General features: G+C 72.0%; 18 protein-coding genes. 9 read left to right on the forward strand and 9 right to left on the reverse strand.

All coding sequences use genetic code 11. The features are described 5' to 3' along the window. Window positions 1–178: 178 nt before the first annotated feature. Window positions 179–1,588 carry a DNA repair protein RadA gene (radA, locus tag OG899_RS11525; protein ID WP_125500092.1) on the forward strand — a complete coding sequence of 470 codons (1,410 nt, stop codon included), beginning with the start codon at window positions 179–181 and terminating at the stop codon, window positions 1,586–1,588. A 131-nt stretch (window positions 1,589–1,719) separates the two neighbouring features. Continuing rightward, on the forward strand, window positions 1,720–2,844 hold the full coding sequence (gene disA / locus OG899_RS11530; RefSeq protein WP_125500091.1) for a DNA integrity scanning diadenylate cyclase DisA: 1,125 nt from the start codon (window positions 1,720–1,722) through the stop codon (window positions 2,842–2,844). A 181-nt stretch (window positions 2,845–3,025) separates the two neighbouring features. On the opposite strand, the gene OG899_RS11535 is transcribed toward disA, so the two are convergent. Next, window positions 3,026–3,838 carry a hypothetical protein gene (locus OG899_RS11535; protein WP_189427867.1) on the reverse strand — a complete coding sequence of 271 codons (813 nt, stop codon included), beginning with the start codon at window positions 3,836–3,838 and terminating at the stop codon, window positions 3,026–3,028. A gap of 203 nt (window positions 3,839–4,041) precedes the next feature. On the opposite strand from OG899_RS11535, the gene OG899_RS11540 reads away from it, so the two are divergent. The 5 genes from OG899_RS11540 (at window position 4,042) to cseC (ending at window position 8,796) form a co-directional block, all read left to right on the forward strand. Continuing rightward, the gene (locus OG899_RS11540) at window positions 4,042–4,980 is read left to right on the forward strand and encodes an A/G-specific adenine glycosylase (protein WP_125500089.1); all 939 of its coding nucleotides are present in this window, start codon (window positions 4,042–4,044) and stop codon (window positions 4,978–4,980) included. 341 nt (window positions 4,981–5,321) lie between these two features. After that, on the forward strand, window positions 5,322–5,861 hold the full coding sequence (locus OG899_RS11545) for a SigE family RNA polymerase sigma factor (RefSeq protein ID WP_125500088.1): 540 nt from the start codon (window positions 5,322–5,324) through the stop codon (window positions 5,859–5,861). Further along, entirely contained in the window at window positions 5,849–6,523 is a 675-nt protein-coding gene (locus OG899_RS11550) for a hypothetical protein (protein WP_373296035.1), read from the forward strand. Before OG899_RS11545 ends, OG899_RS11550 begins: the two co-directional genes overlap by 13 nt. Before the next feature lie 116 nt (window positions 6,524–6,639). Continuing rightward, complete coding sequence (gene cseB, locus OG899_RS11555) at window positions 6,640–7,341, forward strand: two-component system response regulator CseB (protein WP_125500087.1); 702 nt, start codon at window positions 6,640–6,642, stop codon at window positions 7,339–7,341. 12 nt (window positions 7,342–7,353) lie between these two features. Beyond that, window positions 7,354–8,796, forward strand: coding sequence for a two-component system sensor histidine kinase CseC (gene cseC, locus OG899_RS11560; protein WP_125500086.1), 1,443 nt, complete (start codon window positions 7,354–7,356; stop codon window positions 8,794–8,796). A gap of 202 nt (window positions 8,797–8,998) precedes the next feature. On the opposite strand, the gene OG899_RS11565 is transcribed toward cseC, so the two are convergent. Beyond that, window positions 8,999–10,582, reverse strand: coding sequence for an MDR family MFS transporter (locus OG899_RS11565; protein ID WP_125500085.1), 1,584 nt, complete (start codon window positions 10,580–10,582; stop codon window positions 8,999–9,001). Between the two features lie 148 nt (window positions 10,583–10,730). On the opposite strand from OG899_RS11565, the gene OG899_RS11570 reads away from it, so the two are divergent. Further along, a complete protein-coding gene (locus OG899_RS11570) occupies window positions 10,731–11,330 on the forward strand; it encodes a TetR/AcrR family transcriptional regulator (RefSeq protein ID WP_125500084.1) in 600 nt (199 codons plus the stop codon). 321 nt (window positions 11,331–11,651) lie between these two features. Here the strand turns inward: OG899_RS11570 and OG899_RS11575 are convergent, their stop codons facing one another. Both OG899_RS11575 and OG899_RS11580 read right to left on the reverse strand, forming a co-directional pair. Continuing rightward, window positions 11,652–12,233, reverse strand: coding sequence for a M23 family metallopeptidase (locus OG899_RS11575; RefSeq protein ID WP_125500083.1), 582 nt, complete (start codon window positions 12,231–12,233; stop codon window positions 11,652–11,654). A 916-nt stretch (window positions 12,234–13,149) separates the two neighbouring features. Then, complete coding sequence (locus OG899_RS11580) at window positions 13,150–15,675, reverse strand: ATP-dependent Clp protease ATP-binding subunit (RefSeq protein ID WP_168132063.1); 2,526 nt, start codon at window positions 15,673–15,675, stop codon at window positions 13,150–13,152. A gap of 440 nt (window positions 15,676–16,115) precedes the next feature. Between OG899_RS11580 and OG899_RS11585 the strand changes: the two genes are divergently transcribed. Further along, complete coding sequence (locus tag OG899_RS11585; RefSeq protein WP_189427864.1) at window positions 16,116–16,724, forward strand: SCO3374 family protein; 609 nt, start codon at window positions 16,116–16,118, stop codon at window positions 16,722–16,724. A 60-nt stretch (window positions 16,725–16,784) separates the two neighbouring features. On the opposite strand, the gene OG899_RS11590 is transcribed toward OG899_RS11585, so the two are convergent. The 5 genes from OG899_RS11590 to OG899_RS11610 all read right to left on the reverse strand — a co-directional run bounded on the left by OG899_RS11590 (window position 16,785) and on the right by OG899_RS11610 (window position 19,875). Beyond that, entirely contained in the window at window positions 16,785–17,120 is a 336-nt protein-coding gene (locus tag OG899_RS11590) for an Lsr2 family protein (protein WP_125500080.1), read from the reverse strand. A 205-nt stretch (window positions 17,121–17,325) separates the two neighbouring features. Then, window positions 17,326–17,859: an amino-acid N-acetyltransferase gene (locus tag OG899_RS11595; protein WP_125500079.1), complete on the reverse strand. Its 534-nt coding sequence runs from the start codon at window positions 17,857–17,859 to the stop codon at window positions 17,326–17,328. A gap of 9 nt (window positions 17,860–17,868) precedes the next feature. Further along, complete coding sequence (locus OG899_RS11600; protein ID WP_229813942.1) at window positions 17,869–18,492, reverse strand: BlaI/MecI/CopY family transcriptional regulator; 624 nt, start codon at window positions 18,490–18,492, stop codon at window positions 17,869–17,871. Between the two features lie 312 nt (window positions 18,493–18,804). Then, window positions 18,805–18,987: a hypothetical protein gene (locus OG899_RS11605; protein WP_125500077.1), complete on the reverse strand. Its 183-nt coding sequence runs from the start codon at window positions 18,985–18,987 to the stop codon at window positions 18,805–18,807. Window positions 18,988–19,137: 150 nt separating this feature from the next. Beyond that, window positions 19,138–19,875 carry a hypothetical protein gene (locus OG899_RS11610; protein WP_229813929.1) on the reverse strand — a complete coding sequence of 246 codons (738 nt, stop codon included), beginning with the start codon at window positions 19,873–19,875 and terminating at the stop codon, window positions 19,138–19,140. Between the last annotated feature and the right edge of the window lie 3 nt (window positions 19,876–19,878).

Raw genomic sequence — 19,878 nt, forward strand, 5'->3', positions numbered from 1 at the left:
CACGTTCCGCAGCCGACGGAGCGACACCGAACGGACACACCCGCACCCGAACGTACGGACGGACCGGCATCCGGCCGGCCGACCGCACCGGCGCCCTGCTCCACGGACGCCCGCCCAGGCCGGCGCCCCCCGACGGCCCCCGGCGGCGGTGTCGGTGCCGGGGGCTACGGTTTCCCCCATGGCTGCGCGCACCAAGACCTCCAAGGACCGGCCGTCCTACCGCTGCACGGAGTGCGGCTGGCAGACGGCCAAGTGGCTCGGCCGCTGCCCCGAGTGCCAGGCCTGGGGCACGGTCGAGGAGTACGGCGCGCCCGCGGTCCGCACCACGGCGCCCGGCCGGGTCACCGCCTCCGCACTGCCCATCGGACAGGTCGACGGCCGCCAGGCCACCGCCCGTTCCACCGGCGTGCCCGAGCTGGACCGGGTGCTCGGCGGCGGCCTGGTCCCCGGTGCCGTGGTCCTCGTCGCGGGCGAGCCGGGCGTCGGCAAGTCCACGCTGCTGCTCGACGTCGCCGCGAAGGCCGCCGACGCCGAGCACCGCACGCTGTACGTCACCGGCGAGGAGTCCGCGAGCCAGGTCCGGCTGCGCGCCGACCGCATCGGCGCCATCGACGACCACCTGTACCTCGCCGCCGAGACCGACCTGTCCGCCGTCCTCGGCCATCTGGACGCGGTCAAGCCCTCGCTGCTGATCCTGGACTCGGTGCAGACCGTCGCCTCCCCGGAGATCGACGGCGCACCCGGCGGCATGGCGCAGGTGCGGGAGGTGGCGGGCGCCCTCATCCGCGCCTCCAAGGAGCGCGGCATGTCCACGCTGCTGGTGGGTCATGTCACCAAGGACGGTGCGATCGCGGGCCCGCGCCTGCTGGAGCACCTGGTGGACGTGGTGCTCCACTTCGAGGGCGACCGGCATGCGCGGCTGCGCCTGGTCCGGGGCGTGAAGAACCGCTACGGAGCCACCGACGAGGTGGGCTGCTTCGAGCTGCACGACGAGGGCATCACGGGCCTGGCCGACCCCAGCGGACTGTTCCTCACCCGCCGGGACGAGCCCGTGCCCGGCACCTGTCTGACGGTCACCCTGGAGGGCCGCCGCCCGTTGGTCGCCGAGGTGCAGGCGCTCACCGTGGACTCCCAGATCCCCTCCCCGCGCCGTACGACGTCGGGTCTGGAGACCTCCCGGGTGTCGATGATGCTGGCGGTGCTGGAACAGCGGGGCCGCATCAGCGCGCTGGGCAAGCGGGACATCTACTCGGCGACGGTCGGTGGTGTGAAGCTGTCCGAGCCGGCCGCCGACCTCGCCGTCGCTCTCGCGCTGGCGTCGGCGGCCAGTGACACCCCGCTGCCGAAGAACCTCGTCGCGATCGGCGAGGTGGGGCTGGCGGGCGAGGTCCGGCGGGTCACCGGGGTGCAGCGCCGCCTCGCGGAGGCGCACCGGCTGGGCTTCACGCACGCCCTGGTGCCGGGTGACCCGGGGAAGATCCCGCCCGGGATGAAGGTTCTGGAAGTGGCCGACATCGGGGAGGCGCTGCGGGTCCTGCCGCGTTCCCGGCGTCCACAGGCCCCGCGGGAGCAGGAGGAGCGCCGGTAGACTTTGCCCTGGTCTCGCCCGTCCGCATGACCGAGTGTGCGAAAAGGGAGCGCCAGGAGAGCACGGTCGGCCTCGCGACACCGGCTTGGAGCGCCCCGGAGGCGAACGAGCATCCAAAGCGGAGGAGTGCAGTGGCAGCCAACGACCGGGCAGCGACTCCCGGAAAGTACGGCGGGAGTTCCGGCGCCGACAGCCTGATGCGCGCCTCACTGAGCGCCGTGGCGCCCGGCACCCCGCTGCGGGACGGCCTGGAGCGGGTTCTGCGCGGCAACACCGGCGGGCTGATCGTGCTCGGCTCGGACAAGACCGTGGAAGCGATGTGCACCGGCGGCTTCGTCCTGGACGTGGAGTTCACGGCGACGCGGCTGCGGGAGCTGTGCAAGCTGGACGGCGGCATCGTGCTCTCCTCGGACCTGTCGAAGATCCTGCGGGCGGGCGTGCAGCTCGTCCCGGACCCGACGATCCCCACCGAGGAGACCGGCACCCGGCACCGCACGGCGGACCGCGTGAGCAAGCAGGTCGGCTTCCCGGTGGTCTCCGTCTCGCAGTCGATGCGCCTGATCGCCCTGTACGTCGACGGCCAGCGCCGGGTGCTGGAGGACTCGGCGGCGATCCTCTCCCGCGCCAACCAGGCCCTGGCCACCCTGGAGCGCTACAAGCTGCGCCTGGACGAGGTCGCGGGCACGCTGTCGGCGCTGGAGATCGAGGACCTGGTCACCGTCCGGGACGTCGCGGCGGTCGCGCAGCGCCTGGAGATGGTGCGCCGTATCGCCACCGAGATCGCCGAGTACGTCGTGGAGCTGGGCACCGACGGCCGGCTGCTGGCGCTCCAGCTGGACGAGCTGATCGCCGGCGTCGAGCCCGAGCGGGAACTGGTCGTGCGGGACTACGTCCCCGAGCCCACGGCCAAGCGCTCCCGCACGGTCGAGGAGGCCCTCGCCGAGCTGGACAAGCTCACCCACGCCGAGCTGCTGGAGCTGACCACCGTCGCCCGTGCCCTGGGCTACACCGGCTCCCCCGAGGCGCTGGACACGGCGGTGTCCCCGCGCGGCTTCCGGCTGCTGGCCAAGGTGCCGCGGCTGCCCGGCGCGATCATCGACCGTCTGGTCGAGCACTTCGGCGGGCTGCAGAAGCTGCTCGCCGCGGGCGTGGACGACCTGCAGACGGTGGACGGCGTGGGCGAGGCCCGGGCCCGCAGCGTCCGCGAGGGCCTGTCGCGGCTGGCGGAGTCGTCGATCCTGGAGCGGTACGTCTGACGGATGCCGGGCGGACGGGGATCCCGGACGACACGTCATGCCCTCGGCAGTCCGTCAGGCACCTCGGATCACCGGCACGCGGCCGACACCGGTGCCCTGCCGGCAGGCGTGCCCTGCCCGCCCGCGCCGATCGGACGCCCACATCGGTCCCGGGACCGTACAGTCCCCGGACGGCACGGCCTCAGTCCTCGGACAGCACGAACGACGTGGGCAGCTTGTCGTAGCCCGGCACCTTCCACTCCACCAGGTAGGTGCCGGCGCCGGCCGAACCGTGCGGCGGCGTCGCGCACTGCGGTGCGCTCGGCTTGCGGTCCCAGCGCACCGTGTGGGTGATGCTGCTGTCGCCCGGCACCCGGTACCACTGGCTCTCGGACGTCTTCGGGCAGTCCGCGGACGACCAGTACGGGGTGGTGCTCCCCGCCTTGCTGATCGTCAGCACCGCGGTCTTCGGACCGAGGTCGATCTTGCAGTCGTGGGCGGAGGTGTTCTTCGCGACCAGCCGGATGGCCGGGGTCTCGGTGGGGGCGTAGGTGTTGTGCACGCTGCCCACGGACAGCGTGACCGTGCCGGCGGTGCAGTCGGGCAGCGTGGAGCCGGCCGGCAGCGCCGCGCCGGTGGTGTCGCCGTCCTGGGTGCCGGTGCCGGCTCCCCCGGCGGAGGGCGAGGAACCGGCGGCGGTGCCGCCGTCGTCCGTGCCGGACGAGGAGTCGTCGTCGCCCGAGGGGGATCCGGACGCGCCGGACTCGTCACGGCCGCCGGGGTGTTCGCTGATCGCGGGTCCCGACTCGGACGGGCCCGGGGTGATGGTGGACGGAGTGGGATGCTTGCCGTCGGAGGGACCGGCGGTGTTCTTGTGGTCGCCGCCACCGCCGAACGAGGTGACCACCCAGACGATCAGCAGGGCCACCAGAGCGATCACGGACAGCACGACGATCCTCCGTCGCCAGTAGATGGACGACGGGAGCGGCCCGACCGGATTGCGCAGAGATCCCACGCCCAAACTTTACGAGAGACCGCCGCCTTCACCCTCCCCACCCGCCGCTCGGAGCACAACTTTTCCGGATCATCATTCCGGCAACCCCCGCTTTCCGGACGGCTGTTGTGACCGTCGTGAGCGGACGGACACGCTCGGCGACGACACCGCCCCGCGCCGGATCACACGGGCGCCGACTCCCGCATGGCAGGATCGGAAACGCCATGACTGCGCCCACACTGCCCCCGCACAGCAGCACCACCGCACCCGACGCTCCCGGCACCCCGCTCGCCGAGACCCTGCACAGCCTGGTCATCAGCTGGTTCGACGACAACGCCCGCGACCTGCCCTGGCGGCGCCCCGACGCGGGCGCCTGGGGCGTGATGGTCAGCGAGTTCATGCTGCAGCAGACCCCGGTCAGCCGGGTGCTGCCCGTCTACGAACAGTGGCTCAAGCGCTGGCCCCGCCCCGCCGACCTCGCCAAGGAGGCGCCCGGCGAGGCCGTGCGCGCCTGGGGCCGGCTCGGCTACCCGCGCCGCGCCCTGCGCCTGCACGGCGCCGCGGTCGCCATAACGGAACGGCACGGCGGTGACGTGCCCACCGAGCACGCGCAGTTGCTCGCGCTGCCCGGCATCGGCGAGTACACCGCCGCCGCGGTCGCGTCGTTCGCCTACGGGCAGCGGCACGCCGTGCTGGACACCAACGTCCGCCGCGTCCTGGCCCGCGCGGTCACCGGCGTGCAGTACCCGCCGAACGCCACCACCGCCGCCGAACGCCGGCTGGCGCGGACCCTGCTGCCCGAGGACGCGCCGACCGCGGCCCGCTGGGCCGCCGCCTCCATGGAGCTGGGCGCGCTGGTGTGCACGGCGAAGAACGAGGCCTGCCACCGCTGTCCGATCGCCGCGCACTGCGCCTGGCGGCTGGCGGGCAAGCCCGAGCACGACGGGCCGCCGCGCCGGGGACAGACGTACGCCGGCACCGACCGGCAGGTGCGCGGCAAGCTGCTCGCCGTGCTGCGCGAGGCGCACACCCCGGTGCCGCAGGCGGTGCTGGACCGGGTGTGGCACGAACCGGTGCAGCGCGCACGGGCGTTGGACGGGCTCGTCGCGGACGGCCTCGTCGAACCGCTGCCCGGCGGGATGTACCGGCTTCCGCTGACCTGACACCCCTTTACTTCACGCAGTCTCACCGTGCTGTCGCGGCGGCGGCCGCGGGAGGTGACACACCCGTGTCACATGTCCCGGGTCGCCGCCGACCGGACATATCGCCTCGGAACGGGGCGACTTCGGGCGGCGTTCTGTCCGTTTTCTTCCTTCGTTACACAACCGACGGACAGCCGCGCGCCGACCGCAGGCCGGCTCGGACAACCCCGTGACAACCGCTCCCTACCGTCGATCCCGTGCTGCGACGAAGGCGGCACCGGGCGGCTGTCGACCACAGTCGCCCGTATGTGAGGCAGGACCCGGCGCGGCGGGCCGGGCCACGGGGACGGAGGCGGTCGATCATGGCGCAGGACGAGGTGCTCGAGTTCGAGGAGTACGTGCGCACCCGGCAGGACGCCCTGCTGCGCAGCGCACGCCGGCTGGTGCCGGACCCGGTCGACGCCCAGGATCTGCTGCAGACCGCACTGGTGCGCACCTACGGCCGCTGGGAGGGCATCGCGGACAAGCGGCTCGCCGATGCCTATCTGCGCCGGGTCATGATCAACACGCGGACCGAGTGGTGGCGGGCCCGCAAGCTGGAGGAGGTCCCCACCGAGCAGCTGCCGGACGCCTGCGTGGACGACGCCGCCGAGCAGCACGCCGACCGGGCTCTGCTGATGGACGTCCTGAAAGTTCTCGCTCCCAAGCAGCGCAGTGTCGTGGTGCTGCGACACTGGGAGCAGATGTCCACGGAAGAGACGGCCGCGGCCCTGGGCATGTCCACGGGCACGGTCAAGAGCACGCTGCACCGGGCGCTCGCCCGGCTCCGCGAGGAGCTTCAGGCCCGCGATCTGGACGCACGCGCGCTGGAGCGTGAGGAGCGGGAGCGTTGCGCGGCCTGAGCGGCAGGGCCGGTTCCGGCCCGAAGACCCCGTCACGGGGACCCCTGGCGGCGGTGATCACGGCGGCGGCCGTGCTCGCCGCCTCGGGCGTGTTGCTGTCCGGCTGCGGCACCGGCGGCACCGGAGCCCGCGACGAGGGGCCGGCCGACGCCAGCTCGGTGGCGGTGCCGCCCGCCGCCTCCTCCCCCGGCGCCGACGAGAGTCCGCAGCCGGCGGTGAACGCGGTCCGGCTGATCAAGGACGATCCCAAGGTGTCGGCCTCGGTCAAGCGGAGCCTCAAGCCGTGCGCGGGCGATCAGTACCCGGTCGACGTCTCCTACGGCAAGCTGACCGGCGGTTCCGTCGACGACGTTGTGATCAACGTGCTGACCTGCGACGACGCGGTCGGGATGGGGTCGTATGTGTACCGTGAGCACGGTGGCCGGTACGAGAACGTCTTCCGTGCCGAGGAGCCGCCGGTCTACGCCGAGATCGACCGCGGCGATCTGGTGGTGACCAAGCAGGTGTACGAGAAGGGCGACCCCGTCTCGAACCCCTCGGGCGACGACGTGATCACCTACCGGTGGTCCGGCACCGCGTTCGTCGAGATCTTCAGCACGCACAACGAGTACAGCAAGGCCGTCGGCGGGAGCCCCACCGTGACCCCCGCACCGGTCGGCTGAGCCGGGGGACCGCCGCCCGGCCGCGTCCCGCACCCGCCGCTCGGCCCCCGCCCCGGCGGCCGGCACCCCGCCGTCACCCGCAGCACCGAAGCAGACGAGGATCGGAAAACACCGGGATGGCAGAGCAGACCCATGTCCTGTTCGTCGAGGACGACGACGTCATCCGCGAGGCCACACAGCTCACCCTGGAGCGCGACGGCTTCGCGGTCACGGCCATGCCCGACGGGCTGTCGGGCCTGGAGGCGTTCCGGGCCAGACGGCCGGACATCGCGCTGCTGGACGTGATGGTGCCCGGCCTGGACGGCGTCAGCCTGTGCCGCCGGATCCGCGACGAGTCGACGGTTCCGGTGATCATGCTGTCGGCGCGCGCCGACTCCATCGACGTCGTCCTGGGCCTGGAGGCGGGCGCCGACGACTATGTGACCAAGCCGTTCGACAGCGCCGTTCTGGTCGCCCGCATCCGCGCGGTGCTGCGCCGGTTCGGGCACGCCGCGGGCGCCCGGGGCGAGGCCGGTCCCAAGGCGGCGGCCGGCGGGGTGCTCACCTTCGGGGACCTCCAGGTGGACACCGACGGCATGGAGGTGCGCCGCGCCGGGCAGCCGGTGGCGCTCACCCCGACGGAGATGCGGCTGCTGCTGGAGTTCTCCGCCGCACCGGGCACCGTGCTGTCCCGGGACAAGCTGCTGGAGCGGGTGTGGGACTACGGCTGGGGCGGCGACACCCGCGTCGTCGACGTCCATGTGCAGCGGCTGCGGCAGAAGATCGGCCAGGAACGGATCGAGACGGTCCGCGGCTTCGGCTACAAACTGAAGGGCTGACGGGGCGCCGCGATGCGAGGCACCACACGACTGCTGTCCGGGCGCCTGGAGCGCATGCGGGTGCACACCGGGGTGCGGTGGAAGCTCAGCGCGGCCATCGCCCTGGTCGGCGCACTGGTCGCGATCGCCCTGAGCCTGGTGGTGCACAACGCCGCCCGGGTGTCGATGCTGGACAACGCGCGGGACCTCGCCGACCAGCGGCTGCAGCTCGCGCAGGCGATCTACGACCGTCCGGGCCGCCGCCCGGCCAACGGCACCTACAAGATCGACGACCCGGCGCTGCCCGCCGCGCTGCGCGAGAAGGTGGAGCAGGGCCGGCGGGCCACCTATGTCACGGACCGCCCGGACGGCGTGCCGGACATCTGGGCCGCCATGCCGATCCGGGGCGGGCATGTGCTGTCCCTGCACACGCATGTCACCGACCGCAGCACCGACGTGCTGCGGGACCTCGACCGGGCGCTGGTCATCGGGTCCATCGCGGTGGTCCTGTGCGGCAGCGCGCTCGGCGTGCTCATCGGCGGCCAGCTCTCACGCCGGCTGCGCAAGGCCGCCGCGGCCGCGAACCAGCTCGCCAAGGGCGAGGCGGACGTGCGGGTGCGGGACGCCATCGGCGGCGTCGTCCGGGACGAGACGGACGACCTGGCGCGCGCGGTGGACGCGATGGCCGACGCGTTGCAGGAGCGCCTGGAGGCGGAACGGCGGGTCACCGCGGACATCGCGCACGAGCTGCGCACCCCCGTGACCGGGCTGCTCACGGCCGCCGAGCTGCTGCCGCCGGGCCGGCCCACGGAGCTGGTGCTGGACCGGGCCAAGGCGATGCGCACCCTGGTCGAGGACGTGCTGGAGGTCGCCCGGCTCGACGGCGCCTCGGAACGGGCCGAGCTGGAGGACATCATGCTGGGCGAGTTCGTCACCCGGCGGGTGGCCGCGAAGGACCCCGACGTCGAGGTGCGGGTGGTGCACGAGTCGGAGGTCACCACCGATCCGCGGCGCCTGGAGCGCGTGCTGTTCAACCTGCTCACCAACGCCGCCCGGCACGGCAGGCCGCCCGTCGAGGTGACCGTGGAGGGCCGGGTCGTCCGGGTCCGGGACCACGGCCCCGGCTTCCCCGAGGACCTGCTGGCCGAGGGCCCCCGACGGTTCCGTACCGGCAGCGCGGACCGGGCCGGCCGCGGTCACGGCCTGGGCCTGACCATCGCCGTCGGGCAGGCCCGGGTGCTCGGCGCCCGGCTGACCTTCCGCAATGTGCGGCCCCCGGGTGCGCCCGCGCACGTACCGGCGGAGGGCGCGGTCGCGGTCCTGTGGCTGCCCGAGCACGCGCCGACGAACACCGGCAGCTACCCGGTGCTGCCCAGCCAGCCCGGCCCGTCCGGCCCGTCCGGCCAGGGCGACGGTGCCGCCGGGAAGCCCGCGTCGCGGGCGAGGTGGTGGCGCCGAGTCCGTGAGCGTCCGTGAAAGGCCGTGAGCGGAGGCGCTGAGTCGGGGGCGGGGCGGGCCGCTCGGCCTCCGGGGGGCGGGTCCGCGATCCGGGCGGGCGGGTCCACGTCCGAGACGGGGCCGCAGGCGGCGGGCCGCGAGCGGGCAGGCGAGAGGCCCGGCACCGAGAGTGCCGGGCCTCTCGCGGTGCGGTGCGGGCGCCGGGGTTCGCCCGGATCGCTCAGACCGTCTGCTCGCGGACCGCCGCGCCGCTCTCCGGGCTCTGCGCCGCCGGGGCCACACCCGTGCCGCGCAGCGGGACCTCCTTGATGAACAGCGCCGCCACCAGCACGATCACCGCCACCACCGAGCCCAGCAGGAACGCCGCATGGGTCCCGGCCGACACCGCGTGCTGGTAGGCCTCGCGGACCGCGGCCGGCAGCTGCTGCAGGCTCTTGGCGTCCAGCTGCGCCGACTGCTCGGTGATCTTCGACCCCAGGGCGCCGGCCCGCTGGGCCATCACGTCCTGCACCCGGTGGTTGAACAGCGCGCCCATGACCGAGACACCGAAGGAGGAGCCGAGCGTCCGGGCGAGGGTGGTGGTCGAGGAGGCCACACCGATGTCCTTCAGCTCGACGCTGTTCTGCGCGACCAGCATGGTGATCTGCAGCAGGCAGCCCATGCCCGCACCGAGGACCGCCATGTACAGCCCGGAGGTCAGGCGGGTGGTGCCGGTGTCCATCAGGGACAGCAGATACAGGCCGACGACGATCAGCACGCCGCCGACCAGAGGGAAGACCTTGTACCGGCCGCTGGCGGTGGTGACCCGGCCGGCGATCAGCGACACGACCATCATCGCGCCCAGCATCGGCAGGAGCAGCAGGCCGGAGTTGGTCGCGGAGGCCCCCTGCACCGCCTGCTGGTACAGCGGCAGGAACAGCACCGCACCGAACATCACGAAGCCGGTGATGAAGCCGATCAGCGACATCAGGGAGAAGTTCCGGCTGCGGAAGATGTGCAGCGGCACGATCGGCTCGGCGGCCCGGGTCTCCCAGAAGAGGAACCCGATCAGCGCGACCACGCCGATCACGATCAGCTCCAAGATCCGTGCGGAGGTCCAGGCGTACTCAGTGCCGCCCCAGGTGGTGACGAGCACGATGGCGCAGATGCCGAGGGTCAGCAGCGCGGCGCCCAGGTAGTCGACCCGTGCCCGGGCGCGCTTCTTCGGCAGGTGCAGCACGGCGCTGATCGCGGCGAGCGCCACCGCGCCGAGCGGCAGGTTGATGTAGAAGGCCCAGCGCCAGCCCCAGTGGTCGGTGATGGTGCCGCCGACGAGCGGGCCGCCGATCATGGCGAGGGCCATGACGCCCGCCATCATGCCCTGGTACCGGCCGCGCTCGCGCGGCGGGACGAGGTCGCCGATGATCGCCATGACGCCGACGATCAGACCGCCCGCGCCCAGGCCCTGCACGGCCCGGAAGCCGATCAGCTCGCCCATGTCCTGCGCCATGCCGCTGAGCGCCGACCCGGCCAGGAAGATCACGATCGAGGTCATGAAGGCGCCCTTGCGCCCGTACATGTCGCCGAGCTTGCCCCACAGCGGGGTGGCCGCGGCGGTGGCCAGGGTGTAGGCGGTCACCACCCAGGACAGGTGCTCCAGACCGCCGAGTTCGCCGACGATCGTGGGCATCGCCGTGCCCACGATCATGTTGTCGAGCATCGCGAGCAACATCGCGATCATCAGAGCGAGCAGGACGACCCGCACGCTCCTGGGCTGGGTGCCGGACGAGCCGGCCTGTGTCGTTTCTATGTCTGCTTGCGTCATCCTCGTGCCTCCCCCTCGGTACGGAACCCCCACTTACTTGCCGCCCGGCAAGTTCGACTCGACGGTAGGTGCTTACTAGCCGGTCGTCAAGTAAGTTTGCCGACCGGTCGGCAGGTCAGTTTTTGGAGTGAGCGCAAGGAGGACGAGGATGGGCGTCACGATGGACGGCACCAAGCAGCAGCGCCGCGGGAACACCCGCCAGCGCATCCAGGACGTGGCGCTCGCGCTCTTCGCCGAGCAGGGCTACGAGAAGACCTCCCTGCGAGAGATCGCCGAGCGCCTGGGCGTCACGAAGGCGGCCCTGTACTACCACTTCAAGAGCAAAGAAGAGATCATCGTCAGTCTCTTCGAGGACCTGACCCGGCCGCTCGGCGAGCTGGTCGAATGGGGACGGCAGCAGCCGCCCACCCTGGAGACCAAACAGGAGATCATCCGCCGCTACAGCGCCGCCCTGGCCGCCGCCGCGCCCCTGTTCCGCTTCATGCAGGAGAACCAGGCCACGGTGCGGGAGCTGCGCATCGGCGACACCTTCCGGCAGCGGATGATGGGCCTGCGCAACATCCTCATCGACCCGGACGCACGCCTGGCCGACCAGGTCCGCAGCGTCAGCGCCCTGTTCACCCTGCACGCCGGCATGTTCGTCCTGCAGGACATCGAGAGCGACCCCGAGAAGCGGCGCGAGGCCGTGATGGAGGTCGCGATCGACCTGATCACCCAGGCGCACCAGGGCACCCGCGACCGGGACTGAGACTCCGGCTCTCCGACTCTCCGGCTCTCCGACTCTCCGGCTCTCCGGCTCTCCGGCTCTCCGGCTCTCCGGCTCTCCGGCTCTCCGGCTCTCCGGCGGGACGTTACCGGCGGATGCACGACCCCTGCGGAGCCCCCTGCCGGACAGACCTTCTGCCGGAGGGCCCCGCCGACGGCACCCTCCGGCGACTTCTGCCCGGAACGCGACGCACCGCCGCCCGCTGCGCGGGCAGCGGGCGGCGGTGCGGGGGCGGTGCCGGCGAACGGCCTCCGGGCGGCGTACGCCTCATGGGGCGGACGTCCCGGACGGACGAACCCTCGGTCAGACCTTCACGCCGTGGGCGCGGAGGAAGGTGACCGGGTTGACGGCCGAGCCGTAGTTGGGGGTCGTACGGACCTCGAAGTGCAGGTGCGGGCCGGTGCTGTTGCCGGTGTTGCCGGAGAGGCCGATGTGCTGGCCGGTGGTGACGACCTGGCCGACCTTCACGTCGACGCGGGACAGGTGGGCGTACTGGGTGTACAGCCCGTTGCCGTGCTTGATGACGATGGCGTTGCCGTAGGCGGGGCCGTCACCGGCGCCGTTCGGGCCGGCCTTGACGACGGTGCCGCCGTGGGCGGCGACGACGTTCGTGCCGATCGGCACGGCGAAGTCCTGACCGCTGTGCTTGTGCGCCCAGTGGCTGCCGCCCTGGTTGAAGGACGCCGACAGCGAGTAGTGCTGCACCGGGTCGACCCAGGTGGCGGCCGTCTTGGCAGCGGCGGCGGTGGGGGCCGCCGTGGTCTCGGCGGCGTTCGCAACTCCCGCGCCCACCGCGGCCGAGACCCCGAGGCCGGCGGCGAGAACGGCGGCACGGACACGGAGCTTGGTCGCACGGGTGGAACGGGACGTGGCGCGCTGGAACATCGAAACCTCTGCGTGTGGGGGACATGGGAGCCACCCGGGCGCTGTGCGCTCGCCGGGCGGCCCAACCTTGGTAACCCGGCCGGTCATCGCCCCTCAAACACCCCTTCTACGAACCAAAGTCGTAACAGGGGTCAGTGACGCAGATCTCTTGACAGCACGCCCATTCGAGACAAAACACCTACTCAACGCCCAATTTCCGACATTGCCTGCGATGGAATGTCGGGTTTATCGGGCCATGTCCGTCACTAAGGCGCTTAGTACCCGGTCGGGCGCCTGTGCCGCATGTCACCGACGCGGCCCCTTCAGCGGGGGTGACGTGTGACCGGGCTCATGTGGCGCCCGTCTCAGGGGAGTTGGTCCCGGCGGGGTTCCGGGCCTGCTGTCGCGCCTCCCGATGCCGGGGCTCGCCGAGACCCTGGCCCCGGCGCCCCTGTGCCGGACAGGAGGATCCGGCGCCGTCGTCGGACAGGGAGGCTCAGGCGCCGTCGCAGTCGGCTTCAGGAGCGCCGTCCAGACGGCTTCAGGCGGCCCAGGGACGGCCCCAGGGCCGGGGCCAGGTCGGCCGGGGACCGCCAAGGCCCCCTGACGGCCACGGAGGCGGCTCAGACGGCTCAGATGCGCCCTCGGCACAGCTCCAGGCCACGCCCGGCACGTGACCCCGTGCACGTGGTCCCACAAGCGCCGCCACGGCGTCCTGTCGCCCCGCGGACACAACGCACGCCCCACGGACGGGCCGCCCCGCGGACACAACGCACGCCCCACGGACGGGCCGCCCCGCGGGCGAGGCACACCACGGACACAGCGGGCGCACCACGGACAGGCCGCAGGGCGTCCGCACGGGCCCGCAGGGCGTCCGGACAGCCCGAAGGGGCCGGTGCTCGCAGCACCGGCCCCTTCGGGGTGCGTATCAGGGCGCTCAGGCGTCCTTGATCAGGTTCGGACCGGCGCCGCCGGCCGCCTGTTCGATCGGCGGGACGTCCGGCAGGGCCGACTTCTCCTCGCCGCGGAAGGTGAAGGTGCGCTCCTCGCCCTCGCCCTCCGTGTCGACGACCACGATGTGGCCCGGACGCAGCTCGCCGAAGAGGATCTTCTCCGAGAGCGTGTCCTCGATCTCGCGCTGGATGGTCCGGCGCAGCGGCCGGGCGCCCAGCACGGGGTCGTAGCCCTTCTTGGCCAGCAGCTCCTTGGCGGACTGGGACAGCTCGATGCCCATGTCCCGGTCCTTCAGGCGCTCGTCCACCTTGCTGATCATCAGGTCGACGATCCGCAGGATGTCCTCCTGCGTCAGCTGCGGGAAGACCACCACGTCGTCCACACGGTTGAGGAACTCGGGCCGGAAGTGCTGCTTCAGCTCGTCCTGGACCTTGTTCTTCATCCGCTCGTAGTTGGTCTTCGTGTCGCCCTGCGCCGCGAAGCCCAGGTTGAAGCCCTTGGAGATGTCCCGGGTGCCGAGGTTGGTGGTCATGATGATGACCGTGTTCTTGAAGTCCACGACCCGGCCCTGGGAGTCGGTCAGGCGACCGTCCTCCAGGATCTGCAGCAGCGAGTTGAAGATGTCCGGGTGGGCCTTCTCGACCTCGTCGAAGAGGACCACGGAGAACGGCTTGCGCCGCACCTTCTCCGTCAGCTGGCCGCCCTCCTCGTAGCCCACGTAACCGGGGGGCGAACCGAAGAGACGGGAGACCGTGTGCTTCTCGCTGAACTCCGACATGTCGAGGGAGATCAGCGCGTCCTCGTCACCGAACAGGAACTCCGCCAGCGCCTTGGACAGCTCGGTCTTACCCACACCGGACGGGCCGGCGAAGATGAACGAGCCACCCGGACGCTTCGGGTCCTTCAGACCCGCACGGGTACGGCGGATCGCCTTGGACAGCGCCTTGACGGCGTCGTCCTGGCCGATGACCCGCTTGTGCAGCTCCTCCTCCATGCGGAGCAGGCGGCTGGACTCCTCCTCGGTGAGCTTGAAGACCGGGATGCCGGTGGCCGTGGCCAGGACCTCGGCGATCAGCTCGCCGTCGACCTCGGCGACGACGTCCATGTCGCCGGCCTTCCACTCCTTCTCCCGCTTCGCCTTCGCGGCCAGGAGCTGCTTCTCCTTGTCACGCAGGGAGGCGGCCTTCTCGAAGTCCTGCGAGTCGATCGCGGACTCCTTGTCCCGGCGCACCGCGGCGATCTTCTCGTCGAACTCGCGCAGGTCCGGCGGCGCGGTCATCCGGCGGATCCGCATCCGGGAGCCGGCCTCGTCGATCAGGTCGATCGCCTTGTCCGGCAGGAAGCGGTCCGAGATGTACCGGTCGGCCAGGGTGGCGGCCTGGACCAGCGCCTCGTCGGTGATGGAGACACGGTGGTGCGCCTCGTACCGGTCGCGCAGGCCCTTGAGGATCTCGATGGTGTGCGGCAGGGACGGCTCGGCGACCTGGATGGGCTGGAAGCGGCGCTCCAGGGCCGCGTCCTTCTCCAGGTGCTTGCGGTACTCGTCCAGGGTGGTGGCACCGATGGTCTGCAGCTCGCCGCGGGCCAGCATCGGCTTGAGGATGGAGGCCGCGTCGATGGCGCCCTCGGCGGCGCCCGCCCCGACCAGCGTGTGCAGCTCGTCGATGAACAGGATGATGTCGCCGCGGGTGCGGATCTCCTTGAGCACCTTCTTCAGGCGCTCCTCGAAGTCACCGCGGTAGCGGGAGCCGGCCACCAGGGCGCCGAGGTCCAGGGTGTAGAGGTGCTTGTCCTTGAGGGTCTCGGGCACCTCGCCCTTGACGATGGCCTGCGCGAGGCCCTCGACGACGGCGGTCTTGCCGACACCGGGTTCACCGATCAGGACCGGGTTGTTCTTGGTACGGCGGGACAGCACCTGCATGACCCGCTCGATCTCCTTCTCGCGCCCGATGACCGGGTCGAGCTTGGACTCGCGGGCCGCCTGGGTGAGGTTCCGGCCGAACTGGTCGAGGACCAGGGACGTCGAGGGGGTGCCCTCGGCAGGCCCGCCGGCGGTGGCGGTCTCCTTGCCCTGGTAACCGGAGAGCAGCTGGATCACCTGCTGCCGCACGCGGTTGAGATCAGCGCCCAGCTTGACCAGGACCTGGGCGGCCACGCCCTCGCCCTCGCGGATCAGGCCGAGCAGGATGTGCTCCGTGCCGATGTAGTTGTGGCCCAGCTGGAGTGCCTCGCGGAGCGACAGCTCCAGGACCTTCTTGGCACGGGGAGTGAAGGGGATGTGACCGGACGGCGCCTGCTGGCCCTGGCCGATGATCTCCTCCACCTGCTGGCGGACCGCCTCGAGCGAAATCCCGAGGCTCTCAAGGGCCTTGGCGGCGACACCCTCACCCTCGTGGATCAGGCCCAGGAGGATGTGCTCGGTGCCGATGTAGTTGTGGTTGAGCATCCGGGCTTCTTCCTGAGCCAGGACGACAACCCGCCGCGCGCGGTCGGTGAACCTCTCGAACATCGTTAATCGCTCCTCAGAGCGGTCAGGCAGTAAGGGGAACTTCCCCTCCCTGTCCTTCCGCAGCTTAGTCCCGCAAGCGGGGACCGCTCATTCCAACTGCCGACACCGTCGATGGCCTCCTGACCCCGAACGCCGACATATGCTCCAACCCGATGGTGCGAGACGATGTTCCCGCAGGCCAGGCAGTTACCCCAGTCGCCAGTACGCCGTTGGCGAACGTGGGGCTCCGCTGCCCGGGTGCGGCCTGCGCGTCAACCCCTCCCACTAGGGATGTCTTACCCGCCGGCACCGACACTCCATGCGGCGCGCCCCGCATCCCTCCGCTATGGGCGAACAACCTTGCGCCCCTCGCAGTCCCCGGACGGAGCCATTTCCAGCACTCTCCGCATCCGAAACAGCACGCGGAGTAACCGCACTCCGTCTCGTCCGTTGCACCGGTCATGGTCGGCAGCCTCTCCACGCTCCCCCTCCCGGTCCCCGCGCCGCGCCGGCCGAGCGGCCCGGAGCGGTGGATCCGGAACTGGTACGAGAACGAACTGGGCTGGGCGACGGTGCCCGGGCGACCGGTGCGCCTCGTCGTGGGCCGCCGCTTCGACGTCCTGGACGTCCCGGCCGAGGCCGGGCGGGCGGCGCTGCGCCACCTCGGGCCCGCCTCCCCGGTGGCCGCCCAGGGCGGCCGGATGCGGCTGCTGGTGGCCGCGGGCAGCGCTCAGGAGCTGCCGGGCCTGCTGCGCTGGCTGGAGTGGGACGGGGCCGACCTGGACCTGGTGGCGCTGGGCGAGGGCGCGCTCATGGAGGCGCCGCCGCCCGGTGCCGGGGCGGCCGGAGCACGGCCGCCCGCCCGGGACCGTTCCGTCTCTCAGGGGGCCGCCGTCTGGGTGCGGCCCCCCGGGCCAGGATGCGAGGTCGAGGCCTCGCTGCCGACGCTGTCGGCCTTGGGGGGCACGGGTGGCTCCCCCGATCTCGCACGAGTCGTGGACACGGTGGCAGCTCAGTGCCACCGGCTCCGGCTGCGGCGCGTGTGCGGCCGTCGGCCGGATCGCTCGTAGCCGTGCGCCGTCCGCCTGCCGTCGGCCGGGCGGCGGCCGTCGGTCGTCACCGGACTCGCGTCAGGCGTTGGCCTTCTCGTAGGCCTCGCGGATGCTGGCCGGCACCCGGCCACGGTCGTTCACCTCGTAGCCGTTGGCCTTCGCCCAGGCGCGGATCTGCGCGGTGTCCTGGCTGCTGCTGGACGAGGAGCGGCCCCTGCCGCGGCCGCCGGAAGCGCGGCCGCCGGTACGGCGTCCGTTCTTGACGTACGGCTCGAGAAGGCCGCGGAGCTTCTCCGCGTTGGCGGTGGTGAGATCGATCTCGTACGTCTTGCCGTCCAGCGCGAACGTCACGGTCTCGTCCGCCTCGCCGCCGTCGAGGTCGTCGACAAGAAGGACCTGAACCTTCTGTGCCACCGGATTTCCTTTCATCGATAACGTGAGGGCCGGGGTCGGGCGGCTTCCGCCGTTTCGCAGCCCCCTGTTATATGCAGTACTGCAGTACGTCGGAAAGCAAACCGCTTTTGCCGGAAAAACACAAACCCTTGGCCGCACCCGGGCCCGCGCCGCCCGCCCGGAAACATCGCGTTTCGGACATAGGCCCCCTCCGGAGCCCGGTCGTTCACAGATGCAGAAGCATCCGGCTGTTGCCCAGGGTGTTCGGTTTCACTCGTTCGAGGCCCAGGAACTCCGCGACACCCTCGTCATAGGAACGCAGCAGCTCGGCGTACACATCGGTGTCGACGGGCGTCTCGCCGATCTCCACGAAGCCGTGCTTGCTGAAGAACTCCACTTCGAAGGTCAGGCAGAATACGCGGCGAACGCCCAGCCAGCGCGCGGTCTGCAGCAGCTTCTCCAGCAACTGGTGGCCGACGCCGGCGCCCTTCAGGCCCGGCTTCACCGCGAGGGTGCGCACTTCCGCCAGGTCTTCCCACATCACGTGCAGCGCGCCGCAGCCGACGACCTCGGCGTTGTCGTCGCGTTCGGCGACCCAGAACTCCTGGATGTCCTCGTAAAGCGTCACCGTCGGTTTGTCGAGCAGGATGCGCTCGCGGGCATAGGTGTCCAGCAGCCGGCGCACGGCCCGGACATCGCTGGTCCGGGCCCGTCGGACGGTGACGGCTTTTGCGGTGACTTCGGGATGCTCTGCGGACATGAGCGGACGCTATCGCCCACGGCCGCCCGGTGCCGAGCCGGGGTTCTGCTCGCCGGTTTCGGCAGCACCGGCGGTTTCACCGGCCGGGGCGCCGCCGGCGCTATCGGCAACTTCACCGGCGTCTTCGCGCCCGGCCTCGCCCGCATTGACCGCGGGGCCTTCCCCGCTGTGTTCCCCGCGGCCTTCCCCGGCGTCTTGTGGGGTGCCTTGTGCGGGGGGTTCGGACGGACCTGGTGAGGGTTCCCGGGAGCGTTCGGCGGCGGTGTCTTCGGCGGTGCGCGCACCGGTGCCTTCGGTGCCGGATCCGCGGGTGCCTTCGACGATGCGCACGGCATCACGCAGGGCCTGCCGCTGTTCCTCGCTCATCATTCCGAAGAAGGCCACGAGAGCGGCGGCCGCGTTGTCGCTCTGCGACCAGGCGTCGTTCATCAGCGCGGCGGCATAGGCGGCCCGCGTGGAGACCGCCTCATAACGATAGGCGCGGCCCTCGGCCTCGCGGCGCACCCACCCCTTCTGATGAAGGTTGTCCAAAACCGTCATCACCGTGGTGTAGGCGATGGACCGCTCCCGCTGGAGGTCTTCCAGGACTTCCCGGACGGTCACCGGGCGGTTCCACTTCCACACCCGCGTCATGACCGCGTCTTCGAGTTCTCCCAGAGGGCGAGGCACAACTCAGACAATAGTGGGAAAATCCGCTCATGGCGTGCCGACGTGGCCCGCGTCAGGGGAGAAGGGGGCGGGAAAGGCGTACGGGACGACCCGGACGTGCGGCGGCCAGGACGCCTGGCGGTCGGGACCGCGACAGCCGGGACGCGCGGCGACCCGGACGTGCGGTGGACCGGCCTCGTCCGCCGCCCGCGCGGGACGTGGCACGCGCCCGACGCGGTGGCCGGGCGGGGGGCACGGAGCGTCGGCGGGAGTGCTCCGGAGGCGCTCAGGCGGCGCTCAGGAGGCGTCGGTGGGCGCTCCGCCCGCGGCGTTCGGACCGTGCGCACGCGTCATGGCGTCCACAGCGGCGTCCTCCTTCGCCTTGGCTGCGCCGCCCTGCGTCTTCACGATCACCCTGACCAGGGCGATGAAAAAGGCCGCCATCACGACGGGCGGAACGAGTGCGGAGACGTAGTCCATGCGACCAGAGTAGCCACGGAGGCGGGACAAACAGGGGCGGGGTGCGTGCAACGGCCCCTCGCCCGGATCAGGGAGGCGTGATCCGGACCAGGGGCCGTGACGACGTCGCAGGCGGGTGCCGGGAACGGGATGGCGCCGCGCGCCGCCGCGCTACACCGCGAGCCGCTGCTGCCGCTGCGGATCGCCCGCCGGCGGGGTGGGCCGGCGGCGCGGGAACACCTCGCCGGGGGTGGGGATGGGCCGGCGGCCCGGCTTGGGGGCCGGACGGGGCTGAGCGGGGGCCGGCCGCTCGGCGGGCTGCGGTGCGGGCTTCTCGGTGGGCTTGTCGGTCTCGTCGCCCTCCTGGGCGCCCCGGGCGCCGGGCAGACCGCACCGCAGGCTCGTCAGACCCCGCAGGCCCTCGGGGGGCACCCGGACGGCGTGCAGAGGGCTGCGGGAGGCCGGCACGACCGGCGCGGCGGCGGCCGCGACGACGGTGGCCGCGGTGCGGGGCGCGGGCGGGGCGGGCGCGGGCGGCTCCTCGGGGACGCCCAGGCGGCGCAGCAGGGCGGCGGCGGCCGGGTTGCCGCGCAGGGCCCGCAGTGCCGCGAGGTCGTCGGCCACCGGCTGGTACCCGTCGTCCAGGGCCTGCCGCAGCAGGGTGCAGTAGCCGACGGCCGTGCCGGGCAGGGCTGCGCGATAGCGGGCGAGATCGGCCACCAGGAACGCGCGCAGCCGGTCGCCTTCGCGCATGGCCTCGTCGAGCGCCTCGGCGAGGCGGAGACAGTCCTGCACGTCCTTCGCGCTGGCGGGGCGGTCATGAAGGGCAACGGCGAGGGCGCGGCGGAGCACGCGCAGCTCCTGTGCGCCGAACACCATGGCGCCGCGGGTTCCGTATGGCGTGGGCATGGC

It is taken from the genome of Streptomyces thermoviolaceus (assembly GCF_045209695.1).
Classification (GTDB): domain Bacteria; phylum Actinomycetota; class Actinomycetes; order Streptomycetales; family Streptomycetaceae; genus Streptomyces; species Streptomyces thermoviolaceus.

Coding starts and splice junctions, on each gene's coding strand:
- OG899_RS11605 (WP_125500077.1), bottom strand. CDS start 18,987: ATGGACTACGTCTCCGCACTCGTTCCGCCCGTCGTGATGGCGGCCTTT.
- OG899_RS11600 (WP_229813942.1), bottom strand. CDS start 18,492: ATGACGCGGGTGTGGAAGTGGAACCGCCCGGTGACCGTCCGGGAAGTC.
- OG899_RS11570 (WP_125500084.1), top strand. CDS start 10,731: ATGGGCGTCACGATGGACGGCACCAAGCAGCAGCGCCGCGGGAACACC.
- OG899_RS11575 (WP_125500083.1), bottom strand. CDS start 12,233: ATGTTCCAGCGCGCCACGTCCCGTTCCACCCGTGCGACCAAGCTCCGT.
- cseB (WP_125500087.1), top strand. CDS start 6,640: ATGGCAGAGCAGACCCATGTCCTGTTCGTCGAGGACGACGACGTCATC.
- radA (WP_125500092.1), top strand. CDS start 179: ATGGCTGCGCGCACCAAGACCTCCAAGGACCGGCCGTCCTACCGCTGC.
- OG899_RS11580 (WP_168132063.1), bottom strand. CDS start 15,675: ATGTTCGAGAGGTTCACCGACCGCGCGCGGCGGGTTGTCGTCCTGGCT.
- OG899_RS11540 (WP_125500089.1), top strand. CDS start 4,042: ATGACTGCGCCCACACTGCCCCCGCACAGCAGCACCACCGCACCCGAC.
- OG899_RS11610 (WP_229813929.1), bottom strand. CDS start 19,875: ATGCCCACGCCATACGGAACCCGCGGCGCCATGGTGTTCGGCGCACAG.
- OG899_RS11565 (WP_125500085.1), bottom strand. CDS start 10,582: ATGACGCAAGCAGACATAGAAACGACACAGGCCGGCTCGTCCGGCACC.
- OG899_RS11545 (WP_125500088.1), top strand. CDS start 5,322: ATGGCGCAGGACGAGGTGCTCGAGTTCGAGGAGTACGTGCGCACCCGG.
- OG899_RS11595 (WP_125500079.1), bottom strand. CDS start 17,859: ATGTCCGCAGAGCATCCCGAAGTCACCGCAAAAGCCGTCACCGTCCGA.
- cseC (WP_125500086.1), top strand. CDS start 7,354: ATGCGAGGCACCACACGACTGCTGTCCGGGCGCCTGGAGCGCATGCGG.
- OG899_RS11585 (WP_189427864.1), top strand. CDS start 16,116: ATGGTCGGCAGCCTCTCCACGCTCCCCCTCCCGGTCCCCGCGCCGCGC.